Origin of the sequence: Teredinibacter haidensis, from assembly GCF_014211975.1 — a bacterium.
GTDB lineage: Bacteria > Pseudomonadota > Gammaproteobacteria > Pseudomonadales > Cellvibrionaceae > Teredinibacter > Teredinibacter haidensis.
Genome location: NZ_CP060084.1, coordinates 2,772,986 through 2,787,710, shown reverse-complemented (window position 1 = coordinate 2,787,710; position 14,725 = coordinate 2,772,986). Strand labels below are relative to the sequence as shown.

The window sequence follows — 14,725 nt, the reverse complement described above, 5'->3', positions numbered from 1 at the left end:
ATGCGACCCAGTACTAGTACATACGCTGGAATTTGCGGTTTTCGCGCTGAACTTTTTTCGCGTGACGCTTAACAGCTGCAGCAGCTTTACGCTTACGTACAGAAGTCGGCTTCTCGTAGAATTCACGACGACGCACTTCGGCGAGTACACCGGCTTTCTCACAAGAGCGCTTGAAGCGACGCAGAGCAAAATCAAATGGTTCGTTTTCTTTCAGTTTTACTGAAGGCATATCTCTACCTGTATTGTGTTCACTTTTTGTTGGTACCCTCACATGCCCAAGCGTACCACGTCTAGGGGTGCGAGATTCTATACACTTCGCACTGTGCCTGCAAGGGGTTTTGGCTGGTTTTTGGAGGCGTTGGAATTTAGGTTTTCACCAAGCACATCTGATCCAATTCACCTTTCTCAAAATGGAGAATATTGTTCAGTGTGACCTCTGCAATGGCTTGCAGTGCTTCATGGGTGAAGAAAGCCTGGTGGCCAGTGATCACCACGTTTTTAAAGGTGGTGAGACGGGCAAAAATGTCGTCTTGCAAGACTTGGTCGGAGTAGTCCTCGAAAAACAGGCCTGCTTCTTCTTCATAGACGTCCAGACCGAGGTAGCCCACTTTACCATTCTTGAGAGCGGTGATGATGGCGGGAGTATCAATCAGGCCACCGCGGCTGGTGTTGATCAGCATTACGCCGCGCTTCATCTGACTGAGGGAGTTGCTGTTAATAATGTGGTACGTAGAGCGCAGCAGTGGGCAGTGCAGGGATATAATTTCGGATTCTGCCCACACCTGCTCCAACGGAACCAGTTCCACGCCGGTTTCCAGTAGTGCATCGGAAGGCATCGGGTCGTAGCAGAGTACGCGGCAGCCAAAGCCTTTCATAATGCGAATCATTGTCTGGCCAATTCGGCCTCCGCCCACAATAGACACGGTTTTGCCGTTCAGGTCGAAGCCCATTAAGCCACTCAGAGAGTAGTCGTTTTCCCGGATGCGGGAGAATGCGCGGTGGATATTGCGGTTGAGATCCAGAATTAGCGCGGCGGCATGCTCGGCGACGGCATTGGGAGAATATTCGGGTACGCGCGCGACGGGTAGATCGTGCCGGGCACAGGCTTCTAAATCTACATTATTGAAACCGGCGCAGCGCATAGCTACCAGTTTTATGCCGTTTTCCTTCAGTGCAGCGGCTACGGTGTTATCAATAACATCGTTTACAAAGCAGCAGACAATATCGTAGCCGGCGGTAAGTGCAACGGTCTGCGCGGTCAGCTGGGGCTCGAAAAAGGCCAGTTCCAAGCCAATATCTTCACTGGCTTTGCGGAGGTGTTCCTCGTCATAGGGTTTGGAGCTGAAAACGGCAACTTTCATTAATAGGTCTCTTACATTGTTTGGCACTGAACTCGAGGCGGGCAAGTATACAGCAGTTGAGCAAAGACAATGAATCAGTGAGGAAATTTTGTTACTGATAGTTTAGGCTATGCGCCTTTCCTATGCAGGGTTTTACCCTGAACCGTCTAAGCTTTTAAAACATACTTGAGACTATCATTTTTATGCTTCAGTTGGCTTCTGCTTATTTCCCTATCGTTCTGCTTGTGTACCTGATGACCAAGAAGAACAGCATGCCGTCCTTTAGGGCTTTGCCTCTTTCTGCACTGGCACTTTACGTAGTGATGCTGGTGATATTTAAGCGGGACCCGAACTTGGTTCACGCGGCAATTCTTGATGGTTTGCTGGTGGCCTGGACTCCGATTCTCATTATTGCCGGGGCGATATTCCTCTTTCGTACGATGGAGGCAACGGGAGCACTCGCGGTCATACGAACCTGGTTGAACAGTATTTCCGATAATCCCATTGCTCAACTAATGATTGTGGGGTGGGCTTTCCAGTTCTTGATTGAGGGTGCGAGTGGTTTTGGTACCCCGGCCGCGCTTGCGGGACCGGTTTTGGTTGGCCTTGGATTTCCAGCTGTTCGCGTCGCCATTTTTTGTTTGATTCTTAATAGTGTACCGGTTTCCTTTGGTGCGGTGGGTACGCCGACGTGGTTTGGTTTGTCTGCTGTCACCTTGAGCGATATGGAGCTGGCTGAGGTCGGAATTAAATCTGCCTGGTTGAACGGGATTGCGGCTACATTTATTGTGATTGTTGCGTTGGCATTTGTGGTTGAGCGCAAGGATATCGCTAAAAATATTGTCTTTATATTACTAAGCGTTCTGGTTTGTGTCGCGCCTTATATTGCTATTGCCACCATGAGCTACGAGTTTCCTTCTCTGCTCGGTGGTGGTATTGGTTTGATTGCAACAATTGTGCTGGCAAAAATGGGCATTGGTTTGGCCCATCATGAATCACAGTCTGATGAAGCCGTAAAAACTGTTACCGCCAGAGAGTTGCTGAAAGCGACGTTTCCGCTCTGGGGAACGGTATTGCTGTTGATTGTTACGCGAGTCCCACAACTGGGAATTAAACCGCTGTTGCTGTTAAAGGAGCCTGGTTTTACTCTCAGCCTGGGGAGCTTGGGCGATTTATCGGTTAGCGCTGCGCTGGTCGTGAGCTTGACGGGTATTTTTAATACGGCGGAATCCTGGAGTCACAGCTTTTTATATGTGCCGTCTTTAATCCCGTTCGGGGTGATTGCATTACTGACGCTAAAACTTTATACCGAGGGCTCCGTCAAAGACGTGTTATCTGAAACCGTAGACCAGATGCGCAAGCCTGTTATTGCGTTGCTGGGTGCTCTGGTTTTTGTGAATTTGGTGATGATGGGTGGCGAAGAGTCCGCGGTAGCCCTTATCGGCTCCAACCTGGCTAACCTGACGGGCAGCAATTGGCAGTTCTTTTCCGCATTTCTCGGAGCTTTAGGATCCTTCTTTTCCGGTTCGGCCACGATCTCTAATCTGACCTTTGCCGGTATTCAGGATTCCATCGCAATGGAGTTGTCCCTAAATCGCACCACTATCCTTGCTCTGCAATCGGTGGGCGGGTCCATGGGGAATATGGTGTGCATTAATAATATTGTGGCAGTTGCTTCGGTATTAGCGCTGGGGGACAAAGAAGGGTATATCCTCAAGCGCACGGCAATCGCCATGTTGGTATATGGTCTGGTTGTGGGTGTTGCGGGTGTTATCCTGTTTGGCTAATTAAATTAAAAGAAAGATTATGCGTGTATTGGGTATTGAAACGTCCTGTGATGAAACAGGTGTTGCTGTTTACGACAGCGAAAAAAGTTTGTTGGGGCACGAATTGTACAGCCAGGTGGCGCTGCACGCGGAATATGGTGGTGTCGTTCCAGAGTTAGCGTCCCGCGATCATATCCGTAAACTTATTCCTCTTGTTGAAGATATTTTGCAAAAAACGGATTCCAAGGGCGCTATTGACGCTGTTGCTTACACATCTGGCCCTGGTTTAATTGGCGCACTGCTGGTCGGTAGTTGCGTTGGACGCTCACTGGCCTACGCCTGGGGTGTCCCGGCGATTGGTGTGCATCATATGGAAGGTCATTTGTTGGCGCCTCAACTGGAAGATAACCCACCTGCTTTCCCCTTTGTGGCGCTGCTGGTGAGTGGGGGCCATACGCAGTTGGTGGAGGTTAAAGGCATCGGTCATTATCGCATGCTGGGCGAATCTCTCGATGATGCGGCGGGTGAAGCCTTCGATAAAGCTGCCAAAATGATGGATCTCGATTATCCCGGAGGGCCTCATATTGCCCGCCTTGCAAAAAAAGGTGTGCCGGGGCGTTTTAAATTTCCGCGCCCGATGACGGATCGTCCCGGATTAGATTTTAGTTTTAGCGGATTAAAAACGTACACCCTCAATACCGTAACCAAGCACGCTCTGGATGATGGTTTACCGGACGATCAAACCTGCGCCGACATTGCCCATGCGTTTCAGGAGGCGGTCGTGGATACCCTGGTTATCAAATGTCGTCGTGCGTTGCAGGAGTGTGAAATGGACACATTGATTATTGCTGGGGGTGTTTCTGCCAATAATCGTTTGCGCGAAAGGCTGGAGCAGGCGCTGACGAAAATCAACTGTGGTGTGTTCTACGCGCGTCACGAATTCTGTACCGATAACGGCGCTATGATTGCCTTCGCCGGTTGTCAGCGCTTGCTGGCGGGTGAGAAGGAAAATCTTTCCGTAGATGTATTGCCTCGTTGGCCGTTGGATACTTTGGGATCACTTTGATGGATATCGTTTTTATTAAAGATCTGCGCATTAATACCATTATTGGTATTTTCGATTGGGAGCGCGAAGTTAAGCAAACCATAAGTCTCGATATAGAAATGGGGCACGATATTCGGAGGGCAGCAGAAACGGATGATATTCAATATGCCTTGGATTACAAAAAAGTCTCCAAGCGTTTGATTGCGTTTATAGGCGACTCCGAATTTCTGCTGGTGGAAACGATGGCTGAGCAGATCGCTAAAATTCTGATGACAGAGTTTGATGTGAAATGGCTGCGCTTAAGCGTTAGTAAGCCCGGCGCTGTTCGCGGTGCCGAAAGTGTAGGTATTCGAATCGAGAGGGGTGAGCGCTAAGGCCAATGACTGAAGTGTTATTAAGCCTAGGTAGCAATATTAACCGCGAGCACAATATTCGTTCGGGATTGAACGCGTTAAAAGCCGAGTATGGAACTCTGGAAATTTCGCCGGTGTATGAAAGTGAAGCCGTTGGCTTCGATGGCGACAATTTTTACAATTTAATTGTTGCGATAGAAACCAATGCATCTCTTAGTAAGCTATCTAAAACATTAAAGCATATCGAGAGCCTTCACGGGAGAGATAGAGCTTCTCCCAAGTTTAGCTCGCGCACGTTGGATATTGATATTCTAACTTATGATGTGTTGTGTGGAATCTATAGCGGTATACAGCTGCCTCGTGATGAAATTTTAAAAAATGCTTTTGTGTTATTACCTCTTTCGGATTTGAGGCCTGAGGGGCGCTGCCCGGGAACACAGCGTCGCTACCTCGAGCTATGGCAGGCTTTTGATCAAGAATCCCAGAAGCTTTGGCAAGTTGGTTTTATTGAAAAAGAAAAACTGGCGCAGTAATTATTGCGTCGGAAGTTTTCGGCTTCTGAGTTTTTCCAGAGAGTATTCCCCAAATAACGCGCCGGTTTTCCCTCGCTCATATTCTGTTGAATAACCCACCGCTATTTAAAATCACGTTTGTTATCCAATGTCTGTCTATAGTTCTGCTGGTAATCGCGCCAGAAAGGGCTTACGGTCTAAGAGTGAAAAATGGAATATTATCTAGGGAAGTTGGAAGTTTACTACTCCTAGGAGGTGGTTATGCGGCGCTACTATTTTCTTAGCAATGATCTGGCGGACATACAAAGGGCTGAACACGACTTATACAGCGCGGGCTATTCCTTTCATCAGGTGCATGTTCTGAGCGGGCAGGACGCAGAGCTGGAAAAACGGCATGTCCACGAAGTGAATCCCTTTGCCAAGTTGGATATTCTGCATTCTAGTTTACTCGGTGCGAGTATTGGTGTGTTTCTGGCGGCTGCAGTTTTGCTGGTTGGGTTTGTTGTTCGAACCGAAACAGTAGTGGGTTGGTTGCCCTTTGTTTTTCTCTCCATTGTTGTTTTTATTTTTTCTGCTTGGGAAGGTGGCTTTTACGGGATTCAAACAGGGAGTGCCGAGTTTCAGCGTTTTAAAACTTTGCTCGCCAAAGGCTACCATGTACTAATGGTGGATTGCCGAAAAGAGGATAAAGTTGCAATGGACAGCATTTTAGCGTATCACGAGTCGCTCACTGATACGGGTAGCGGTGTAGCGCGACCTAGTTGGTTGATTGCTTCTCAAAAGGGATTCGATGCGTTTGTAAAGTCCATGCCCTAAAACAAAGGGGGCAGCTTCCAAGCTGCCCTCCGGGCGGTCGCGCGCAGTTTGAATCGAAAATACCGGCTAATGAATTTCGATTCGTTTTACGTGTGAAACTTGCTTCTCATCGCGGGGCGCACGGATAGTAAGAACGCCATCCTCGAACTTGGCGGTAATGTCACTTTCCTGTAGTTTCTCTCCTAGGTCAAAGCTACGGCTGTATTTTCCATAGCGCCTTTCTTGACGAATTATTCTTCCTTCCTCTTCTTCAGTTTTTTCAACGTTACTCTCCGCTTCCAGGGTGAGCACTCCGTTGTCGAGCATGATATTAATATCTTCTTTTTTTACGCCGGGAAGCTCGGCTGAGATTTCGAGAGTTTCCCCTTTTTCTTTTACATCAACTCGGGGAGATTGTAGCGTTGCGGTGTCGCCTAGCCTAAAAGAAGACCAGGGAGACTCGAAAAAATCGCTCATATCAAAAATGGAATTGCGAGGAACCAACGTCATCTCACACCTCCTTATTGTCAATAAGATACGGTTGGATTCAAGAGAGCGAACTTGCGTCCGCACGGATAGTTTGCGCTTGGCAGACGGTCAAATATTTGATTTATATCAAAAACAAATCGTGCCTAATATTCGAAAAAGTAATAGCGCAATATCGAAAAATAATTATTGAAGTAGAGATTTTCCACCGTCTACACACAATATATGGCCGGTAATGTAATTATCGGGTTTTGCCAGAAAAACAATCGAGCTGGCAATACTGTCCCCGCCACCAAGAGACCGCAGAGGGAGGGTGTCGAGGTAGTCCGGCTTTTCCGTTAACTGCCCGCTATTGGTTTCCGCCCATAATATGGCGCCGGGCGCGATACCGTTCACGCGAATATCCGGAGCCAGTTCTAGGGCGAGAGATTTGGTAAGCATAATGTTGGCTGCTTTTGCCATACTATAGATTGTATGTTTTTTTAACGGACGCAGTGCATGAATGTCGGCAATGTTAATAATGCAGCCTTTTGAGACTTTCAATTTTTCGCTTAGTGCTTGAGCCAAAAAAAGTGGCGCTTTAGCGTTGGCTGAAAACAACTCATCCCAGGCGGTTTCGCTAACGCCTTCTAGTGGGGTCGGATAAAAACTGGAGGCGTTATTGATCAGCAAGTCGCAGCGACCAAACCGCTTGATTAGATCCTTCGCCAGCTGTTGAGCGGCTAGTTGTCCACCGAGTTTCGCCTGTAATACGCAGGCGCTTTCGGCTTTTTCTGCGTTAAGTGTATCTGCCAGCTTGTTTGCGGCTTCGATCGAATTATGGCAGTGAATGGCAACCCGATAACCTTCCTGATGAAGACGTTTAACAACAGTAGCACCGATTCGACGGGCCCCGCCGGTAATCAATGCTACAGGAGCTAAGTTTTTCACGGCGTGTCTCCCCGGTAGGTTCGTTTGTGCTCTGCCAGTGTGGCCTGGCGTTTTTTTAGGAGAGCCTCACCAAAGGCAGCGCCCTTTAAGCCTTGTCTTGCCATAGCCTTGGTGTCGATCTGTTGAAGCGTACGAAGCGCAGACTTGAAATACTCTGCCTGAGGATAGGGGGTGTTTTCCATCCCCGTTCTGCCCTGTGCATCTGCCTGGCAACAGATGCAGAATAATGCGAAACGTTCTGGTCGGCGGAAAGCGTCAAGCCGCTGAAGAGTTTTTAACAGCGTTTTTGCGGTCAATTCAAACGCGCGGTGGCAGTGTGTATGAAACTCTGCCACCGCTAGGGCGAGTTCCCGGTGAGGATTGGGCACGCTCAACCGATCACAGAGTTGATTGATCATCGGTAGACCTTTTGTTTCATGGCCAATATGCCGCGGCCATTCGCTTTGGGCTGTTTCACCTTTGCCTAAGTCATGGATGAGTGCAGCAAACCTAGCTTCGGTAGAGTGTGTTAGAGCCGCGCAGCGTTGCAGACTTAACAACGCGTGTAACCCGGTATCAATTTCCGGGTGATGCTCTTCAGGCTGCGGAATGCCGAAAAGTTTTTCCAGTTCTGGCATTAGCCGCGCCAAAGCCCCACATCCGTGCAGCACTTCAATAAAAATCGGTGGTGAAGGCTCTGCCAATGCGCGTACGCATTCTTTCCACACGCGCTCACGGACAAGGTGATCGATCTCGCCATTGTTAACCATTTCGGTCATCAATTCTTGAGTTTCACCGGCGATATGAAAGCCTAAATGATGAAAACGTGCCGCAAAGCGGGCAACGCGTAGTACGCGTACGGGGTCTTCACCGAAAGCGGGCGAGACATGGCGAAGCAAGCGTTTATTTATATCCTCCTGGCCACCGTAGGGATCGATAATAGTATTATTCTCGTCCATAGCCATGGCATTAACCGTAAGATCCCTGCGTATAAGATCCTCTTCCAGAGTAATGGATTTATCGGTATAAAATTGAAACCCTTTATACCCTCGACCGGATTTTCGCTCCTGGCGAGCCAAGGCGAATTCTTCTTTTGATTCCGGGTGCAGGAATACGGGAAAGTCCTTACCAACAGCTTGATAGCCTGCAGTAGCCATCTCTTCTGGTGTGCTTCCTACAACGACCCAATCTCTATCTGGGCTGGGTATGCTTAATAGGGCGTCGCGTACTGCGCCGCCCACTAAATAAATTTTCATTTTGGTCTTAGTCGTGGTTGACCTCTGTCGAGGAATAAAGCACACTCTAATTGAACTCGGGTTTGTTTTCCATAATGATGTTATTTTTAGACCCGAATAAAATTTTATCCAAACTTTGAATGAGTATTTCTATGTACGGTATGGCCGGGAAATGTTTTGCAATGATCGCAGCGCACTATGTGTGGGCCTTGCGTCGTGCTGCTTTCTGCGTGCCGGATAATTAAGTCGTTAATAAACAACACTAATTCCACGAAGGCCGCAGCGTAAAAACTGCGGCCTTCGTCGTTTTGGAGTGAGTAAATATTCTCGTATTAACAAGGGCGGGGAGGGATTTTCTATGCCTGTAATTTTTGCTTATATTTTTTTGGTATGTATTTGGGCTACAACGCCGCTGGCTATTCAATGGAGCAATAGTAGCTTGACCTTTGTTGCATCTATTAGTTTGCGAAGTTTAGTGGCACTGATTGTATGTTCGGCACTTTTGTTGATTTTTAGAATTCGATTAGTGCAGCGTCGCGAAGATTGGGTTGCGTTTTTTGCGGGTATGGTTGGCCTATATCCCAATATGCTATTGGTCTATTGGTCTTCACAATTTATATCCTCTGGTCTGATGGCGGTAATCTTGGGGGTATATCCCTTTGCCGTAGGGTTGTTTTCACTTTTAATTAAAAAAGAAAATGTTTTCAACTCTGCGCGAGTATTGGCTTTGTGTTTAGCTCTTGGTGGTTTGGTGGTTATTAATATTGAGCAGTTGAGTCTGGGGCGTGATGGGTTTCTGGGTGTTATCTGCATGCTTGCTTCGGCACTGTTGTTTGCCTTCAGTACGGTTTGGGTAAAGTCGGTAGGTGGAAGTATAAACCCCTTGCGGCAGTCGACGGGGGTACTGTTACTTTCTGTTCCTGCTTTTATTTTTACCTGGTTTTTTGTTGATGGCGAACTGCCAAAGGTGATCGATACAAAATCGCTTATAGGTTTAAGTTATCTTTCTATTGCTGGGTCGGTTATTGGGCATACACTGTTTTTCTATGTATTGCGTCACTGCTCGATGGTGTCTGTATCACTGATTCCTTTGATAACGCCGGTAATGGCCTTATCGATTGGTGCCGTCTTGGCTAAGGAAACGGTAAGCGTCGCCACATTGTGTGGAAGTCTTATGGTTTTGGTTTCGCTGGCACTATATCAGGGTGTGTTCCAGCTTCTTAGGCGAAAGCTGAGAAGTGCCGGGCTTCAACTTCCCGGTTATACAGTCCTAAGGAAGAGGCTGTTCCTGTTCGTTGGAAAGGTCTACGGGTAATTCCGGACAATGAAACTCCTGCTTTACCTGTTCATCTGCCATTGAGTAGAGGTGAACATTAAACCCCCACAGTCGGTGAACGTGCTTAAGTACTTCACTGGCTGTGCCTTCTTCCAAAGGCTTTCTATCAAAACGATAGTGATGCAGTGTGAGTGATCGATCACCGCGAAGATCCACGTCGTACACTTGAATGTTTGGTTCTATATTCCCGAGGTTATATTGGGCCGAAAGCGTCTCCCGTACGTTTGCGTAGCCGGGGTCGTCATGAATGGATACCACATTAATATCGTTTTTTCTGTCGTCATCCAGAATGGTGAAAAGTTTTAGATCACGCATAAGTTTTGGTGATAAATACTGTAAAATAAAGCTCTCGTCCTTAAAGTTTTGCATGGCGAAGTTGAGCGTCTTTGTCCAATCGCTTCCGGAAATATCCGGAAACCAGTTTCTATCTTCCTCGGTGGGGTGTTCACAGATACGGCGAATATCTGTCATCATATGAAAGCCCAGAGTGTAGGGGTTTATTCCGGAAAAATGGGGGCTGTTATAAGGGGGCTGATAAATTACGCTGGAGTGGGATTGCATAAATTCCAGCATAAATCCATCTGTCACCAGCCCACGATCGTAGAGAGTATTCAATAAAAAGTGGTGCCAGAAACAAGCCCAGCCTTCGTTCATAACCTGAGTTTGTCGTTGCGGATAAAAGTATTGAGCAATTTTTCGTACAATACGGATAACTTCTCGCTGCCAGGGTTCCAGTAGCGGAGAGTTTTTCTCGAAGAAGTAGAGCAAATTTTCCTGGGGTTCTGCTGGGAATCGGGATGCTTTAAACGTTTCGTTGGATTTGTCTGCGGCAGGAATAGTTCTCCAAAGATCGTTTACCTGTTTCTGTAAATATTCTTCGCGCTCTCGCTGTCGTTCGCTCTCTTCAAATGCGGAAAGAGGGTAGGGGCGCTTATAGCGGTCAACGCCGTAATTCATAATCGCGTGACATGAATCGAGAATAGCTTCAACGGCATCAACGCCGTGTCGCTCTTCGCATTTGGCAATATAGTTTCGGGCGAAAACTAGGTAGTCAATGATTGAAGTTGCATCAGTCCATGCACGAAAAAGGTAGTTACCCTTAAAAAAAGAGTTGTGTCCATAGCAGGCATGGGCAATCACCAATGCTTGCATCATCATGGTGTTTTCTTCCATCAAATAGGCGATGCAGGGGTTGGAGTTGATGACGATTTCATAGGCGAGCCCCATTTGGCCACGCTTATAGGATTGTTCGACGCCTAAAAACTGTTTGCCGTAGGACCAGTGGTGGTAGCCAATGGGCATACCGACGGAGGCGTAGGCATCCATCATTTGTTCTGAACTGATAATTTCAATTTGGTTAGGGTAGGTATCTAAGCCAAATTCTTCAGCAATATCGGCAATGGCGTTGTCGTACTGTTTAATTAAATCAAAATTCCATTCGGAAGTCGTCGACAATGGTTTTGCGGCACGATTGCTGGTCATATCAGGTGGTCTGCTTGTGGAATAGTTGGCGGAATACGGGATAGATATCTGTGACATTCGTCAGTTTTTTCATGGCAAAGGCTCTGGGGAAGTCAGACATTACATGCTCATAAGCGTGCCACAGGGCTTGGTGATCCCGCGCTGTAATTTCGATATAGGAAAAATATTGCACCCTGGGTAGCAGCTTCTCCGTTAACGTGCGATAGCAAAGAGTGGAGTCATCATTCCAATTATCGCCATCGCTCGCTTGCGCACCGTAGATATTCCATTCTCCGGTAGGGTAACGGGTTTGGAGAATGTCATCCATCAATTTCAAAGCACTGGAAACGATTGTTCCACCGGTTTCTCTGCTATAGAAAAATTCCTGCTCATCCACTTCTTTTGCGCTGGTGTGGTGGCGAATAAATACAACTTCTGTTTTCTCGTAGTTACGCTGCAGGAATAAGTAGAGTAGTAGGAAAAAGCGTTTGGCAATGTCTTTGGTGGCTTGATCCATTGAGCCCGACACATCCATAAGGCAAAACATTACGGCTTTGGATGTGGGAATAGGGTGCTTAACTTGCAGGTTATACTTAAGGTCGAAATCGTCGAGCCAGGGAATGCGGCGTATTTTTTCTTTTATAATCTTGGCTTCTTCTTCCAGCTTGCTTAGTTCAGCGTTATCGCCGTCTTTAAAGCTTTCGATTTGCGCTTCAAGTTTGCGTAATGTTCGGCGTTTTTTTGCCGTCAAAGCTATGCGGCGAGAGTTGGCTGAGCGCAGAGAGCGAATGATATTGATTTTCCCGGGCGAACCCTCGTTGCTAATACCTGCTCGGCGAAACTCAAATTCTTCGTTGCCAGAGAGCTGACGCTTTACGAGGTTGGGCAGAGCGAGGTCTTCGAACAGAAAATTCAGAAATTCTTCCTGTGAGATTTGAAAGATGAAATCATCTTCTCCTTCGCCCTTGTCACTCGCCCCTGAACCGCTGCCAGTGCCACCACCGCCTTCTGGGCGAGGAATATGGTCGCCAGAAACAAACTGGTCATTTCCGGGTAGTACCCGGGTATTGCGGCCGCCGCGACCATGTTGAAATGCTGGTTCACTCAAGTCTCGATTGGGAATGCTTATATTTTCGCCGCTCTCTAGATCGGTAATAGAGCGCTTATCAACAGCGTCTGATACGGCCTTTTTGATATGCTGCCGGTAACGGCGTAAAAAGCGCTGGCGATTCACCATGCTTTTTTTCTTCGAATTCAGACGTCGGTCAATTATGTAACTCACACATGACTCCGTAATATCTTCACTGAGACTTTCTTACCCGTAAATACCACTCGGAAAGCAGTCGAACCTGTTTTTCCGTATAACCTCGTTCGACCATGCGTGCGACGAAATCCTGGTGTTTTTTCTTGTCGTCTGTAGACGATTTTGTGTTAAAGGAAATAACGGGGAGGAGATCCTCGGTATTTGAGAACATTTTCTTTTCGATAACGGTTCGGAGTTTTTCATAGCTATTCCAGGTTGGATTTTTACCGTTATTGTTGGCTCGTGCGCGCAACACGAAATTAACAATTTCATTTCGGAAATCTTTTGGGTTGCTGATACCCGCAGGCTTCTCAATTTTTTCCAGCTCTTCGTTTAATGCACCACGATTGAGTATTTCGCCGGTTTCTGGGTCGCGGTACTCTTGATCCTGAATCCAAAAATCGGCGTATGTGACATAGCGATCAAAAATATTTTGACCATATTCAGCATAGGATTCCAAATAGGCGGTTTGAATTTCCTTGCCGATAAATTCGATATAGCGCGGTGCGAGAAATTCTTTGATAAAGGAAACGTAGCGATCGTGTATTTCTTCCGGAAACTGCTCTTGCTCAATTTGTTGCTCGAGAACATAGAGTAGGTGGACCGGGTTGGCAGCAATTTCTGTTGGGTCGAAATTGAACACACGGGATAATATTTTGAAGGCAAACCGAGTGGATAAGCCATTCATGCCTTCGTCTACACCGGCGGCGTCTTTATATTCCACTAAAGATTTTGCTTTGGGGTCGGTGTCTTTTAAATTCTGGCCATCATAAATACGCATTTTGGAGAATAGGCTGGAGTTTTCCGGGTCTTTAATGCGCGATAAAACGGTAAATTGCGCGAGCATTTTTAAGGTGTCGGGCGCACAGGGAGAGGACGATAGCGAGCTGTTGAGTAACAATTTTTCGTAAATATGAACCTCTTCAGAGAGTCGCAAACAGTAGGGGACTTTTACAATATAAACACGGTCGATAAAGGCCTCGTTGTTTTTATTGTTTTTAAATGTCTGCCATTCGGCTTCGTTGGAGTGTGCTAGAACCACGCCGTCGAAAGGTATTGCTCCCAGGCCTTCTGTGCTGTTGTAGTTGCCTTCCTGAGTTGCGGTTAACAGTGGGTGCAGGACTTTAATGGGGGCTTTGAACATTTCCACAAATTCCATAATGCCCTGATTCGCGCGACAAAGGCCTCCAGAGAAACTATAGGCGTCGGGGTCATTTTGTGGGAAATCTTCCAGTTGTCGTATATCAACTTTACCTACAAGGGAGGAGATATCTTGATTGTTTTCATCGCCGGGTTCCGTTTTCGATACGGCGACCTGGTCGAGCACGGAAGGGAAGATCTTAACCACTTTGAACTGGCTGATATCGCCGCCAAATTCATGTAGTCGTTTTACTGCCCAGGGTGACATTATCGTTTTAATATATCGTCGGGGTATGCCGTAGTCTTCCTCCAGTATATGGGCGTCTTCATCTGGATCAAAAAGCCCGAGAGGTGATTCGTAAACCGGAGAGCCTTTTAAACAGTAAATCGGTCGTTTTTCGATTAGGAATTTTAATTTTTCTGCCAGAGATGACTTTCCTCCACCCACCGGGCCAAGCAAATAGAGAATTTGCTTTTTCTCTTCAAGGCCCTGAGCCGAATGTTTGAAGAATGAGACGATCTGTGTGATCGCTTCTTCCATACCGTAAAATTCTTCAAATGCTTTGTAGCGGCTGATGACTTTATTGGAAAAAATACGGCTTAAGCGCTGGTCTTTGGAGGTGTCGACTAGTTCCGGTTCGCCAATAGCGGCAAGGATTCTTTCGGCCGCGCTGGCATATACACTGGCGTCTTTTTTACAGAGCCCCAAGTATTCCTGAATAGACAGCTCTTCTTCTTGTGTGGATTCGTACCGCTCACGGTAATGATTAAAGATCGTCATGCATCGTCTCCTTCAGCACCGAAGTTCATCCTCCGGTAGTGAATACTGGAAAATAGGCAGGTGGTGATTACCGCTTCACTGGTGTGACAGAAGCCAAGTGTGCAGCCATCGTGTCGCCAGCGAACAAGAGGGAGGTGTGTTTCCCTCTCGCGTAAAAATGCGGGTAATTATCACCGCAAAAAATTTACCTAAACCCTTAACTAATAATAGACGTTAGAATATTAAACGCAGCAAAATGGTTTAATGCTTAAAAAATTGACACA

At 47.0% G+C, this 14,725-nt stretch carries 14 protein-coding genes; 6 read left to right on the top strand and 8 right to left on the bottom strand.

Annotated elements, in window-relative coordinates; translation table 11 throughout:
* Positions 1-13: 13 nt before the first annotated feature.
* A complete protein-coding gene (rpsU, locus tag H5715_RS10990) occupies positions 14-229 on the bottom strand; it encodes a 30S ribosomal protein S21 (RefSeq protein WP_075187596.1) in 216 nt (71 codons plus the stop codon).
* Between the two features lie 136 nt (positions 230-365).
* Entirely contained in the window at positions 366-1,361 is a 996-nt protein-coding gene (locus H5715_RS10985) for a 2-hydroxyacid dehydrogenase (protein ID WP_075187595.1), read from the bottom strand.
* A 182-nt stretch (positions 1,362-1,543) separates the two neighbouring features.
* On the opposite strand from H5715_RS10985, the gene H5715_RS10980 reads away from it, so the two are divergent.
* The 5 genes from H5715_RS10980 (at position 1,544) to H5715_RS10960 (ending at position 5,832) form a co-directional block, all read left to right on the top strand.
* Complete coding sequence (locus H5715_RS10980; RefSeq protein WP_075187594.1) at positions 1,544-3,127, top strand: L-lactate permease; 1,584 nt, start codon at positions 1,544-1,546, stop codon at positions 3,125-3,127.
* Between the two features lie 19 nt (positions 3,128-3,146).
* Positions 3,147-4,172 (top strand): tRNA (adenosine(37)-N6)-threonylcarbamoyltransferase complex transferase subunit TsaD, encoded by a 1,026-nt coding sequence (tsaD, locus tag H5715_RS10975; RefSeq protein ID WP_075187593.1) that lies wholly within the window; start codon positions 3,147-3,149, stop codon positions 4,170-4,172.
* Positions 4,172-4,525, top strand: a complete 354-nt coding sequence (gene folB, locus H5715_RS10970) for a dihydroneopterin aldolase (RefSeq protein ID WP_075187592.1) — start codon at positions 4,172-4,174, stop codon at positions 4,523-4,525. Before tsaD ends, folB begins: the two co-directional genes overlap by 1 nt.
* 5 nt (positions 4,526-4,530) lie before the next feature.
* Complete coding sequence (gene folK, locus H5715_RS10965) at positions 4,531-5,037, top strand: 2-amino-4-hydroxy-6-hydroxymethyldihydropteridine diphosphokinase (RefSeq protein WP_075187591.1); 507 nt, start codon at positions 4,531-4,533, stop codon at positions 5,035-5,037.
* Positions 5,038-5,277: 240 nt separating this feature from the next.
* The gene (locus H5715_RS10960) at positions 5,278-5,832 is read left to right on the top strand and encodes a hypothetical protein (protein ID WP_075187590.1); all 555 of its coding nucleotides are present in this window, start codon (positions 5,278-5,280) and stop codon (positions 5,830-5,832) included.
* Between the two features lie 66 nt (positions 5,833-5,898).
* Here H5715_RS10960 and H5715_RS10955 read toward each other — a convergent pair whose 3' ends face one another.
* The 3 genes from H5715_RS10955 to H5715_RS10945 form a co-directional block, all read right to left on the bottom strand.
* Positions 5,899-6,321, bottom strand: a complete 423-nt coding sequence (locus tag H5715_RS10955) for an Hsp20/alpha crystallin family protein (protein WP_075187589.1) — start codon at positions 6,319-6,321, stop codon at positions 5,899-5,901.
* A gap of 162 nt (positions 6,322-6,483) precedes the next feature.
* The gene (locus H5715_RS10950; RefSeq protein WP_075187588.1) at positions 6,484-7,227 is read right to left on the bottom strand and encodes a pteridine reductase; all 744 of its coding nucleotides are present in this window, start codon (positions 7,225-7,227) and stop codon (positions 6,484-6,486) included.
* Positions 7,224-8,462, bottom strand: a complete 1,239-nt coding sequence (locus H5715_RS10945; protein WP_075187587.1) for a multifunctional CCA addition/repair protein — start codon at positions 8,460-8,462, stop codon at positions 7,224-7,226. The genes H5715_RS10950 and H5715_RS10945 overlap by 4 nt, the downstream gene beginning before the upstream one ends.
* Positions 8,463-8,799: 337 nt before the next feature.
* On the opposite strand from H5715_RS10945, the gene H5715_RS10940 reads away from it, so the two are divergent.
* Positions 8,800-9,756 carry a DMT family transporter gene (locus tag H5715_RS10940; RefSeq protein WP_075187586.1) on the top strand — a complete coding sequence of 319 codons (957 nt, stop codon included), beginning with the start codon at positions 8,800-8,802 and terminating at the stop codon, positions 9,754-9,756.
* Here the strand turns inward: H5715_RS10940 and H5715_RS10935 are convergent.
* Genes H5715_RS10935 through H5715_RS10925 form a run of 3 tightly spaced genes read right to left on the bottom strand, consistent with a single transcriptional unit; the run spans position 9,712 to position 14,462 of the window.
* The gene (locus tag H5715_RS10935; protein WP_075187585.1) at positions 9,712-11,259 is read right to left on the bottom strand and encodes a SpoVR family protein; all 1,548 of its coding nucleotides are present in this window, start codon (positions 11,257-11,259) and stop codon (positions 9,712-9,714) included. The genes H5715_RS10940 and H5715_RS10935 overlap by 45 nt on opposite strands.
* 1 nt (position 11,260) lies before the next feature.
* A complete protein-coding gene (locus H5715_RS10930) occupies positions 11,261-12,520 on the bottom strand; it encodes a YeaH/YhbH family protein (RefSeq protein WP_075187584.1) in 1,260 nt (419 codons plus the stop codon).
* A gap of 19 nt (positions 12,521-12,539) precedes the next feature.
* Positions 12,540-14,462, bottom strand: coding sequence for a PrkA family serine protein kinase (locus tag H5715_RS10925; RefSeq protein ID WP_075187583.1), 1,923 nt, complete (start codon positions 14,460-14,462; stop codon positions 12,540-12,542).
* Between the last annotated feature and the right edge of the window lie 263 nt (positions 14,463-14,725).

Bases quoted from the DNA above. Each gene is read 5' to 3' on its own strand.
- H5715_RS10985 (WP_075187595.1), bottom strand. From the start codon at position 1,361: ATGAAAGTTGCCGTTTTCAGCTCCAAACCCTATGACGAGGAACACCTC.
- H5715_RS10955 (WP_075187589.1), bottom strand. From the start codon at position 6,321: ATGACGTTGGTTCCTCGCAATTCCATTTTTGATATGAGCGATTTTTTC.
- rpsU (WP_075187596.1), bottom strand. From the start codon at position 229: ATGCCTTCAGTAAAACTGAAAGAAAACGAACCATTTGATTTTGCTCTG.
- H5715_RS10935 (WP_075187585.1), bottom strand. From the start codon at position 11,259: ATGACCAGCAATCGTGCCGCAAAACCATTGTCGACGACTTCCGAATGG.
- H5715_RS10925 (WP_075187583.1), bottom strand. From the start codon at position 14,462: ATGACGATCTTTAATCATTACCGTGAGCGGTACGAATCCACACAAGAA.
- tsaD (WP_075187593.1), top strand. From the start codon at position 3,147: ATGCGTGTATTGGGTATTGAAACGTCCTGTGATGAAACAGGTGTTGCT.
- H5715_RS10980 (WP_075187594.1), top strand. From the start codon at position 1,544: ATGCTTCAGTTGGCTTCTGCTTATTTCCCTATCGTTCTGCTTGTGTAC.
- H5715_RS10940 (WP_075187586.1), top strand. From the start codon at position 8,800: ATGCCTGTAATTTTTGCTTATATTTTTTTGGTATGTATTTGGGCTACA.
- folK (WP_075187591.1), top strand. From the start codon at position 4,531: ATGACTGAAGTGTTATTAAGCCTAGGTAGCAATATTAACCGCGAGCAC.
- H5715_RS10960 (WP_075187590.1), top strand. From the start codon at position 5,278: ATGCGGCGCTACTATTTTCTTAGCAATGATCTGGCGGACATACAAAGG.
- folB (WP_075187592.1), top strand. From the start codon at position 4,172: ATGGATATCGTTTTTATTAAAGATCTGCGCATTAATACCATTATTGGT.
- H5715_RS10945 (WP_075187587.1), bottom strand. From the start codon at position 8,462: ATGAAAATTTATTTAGTGGGCGGCGCAGTACGCGACGCCCTATTAAGC.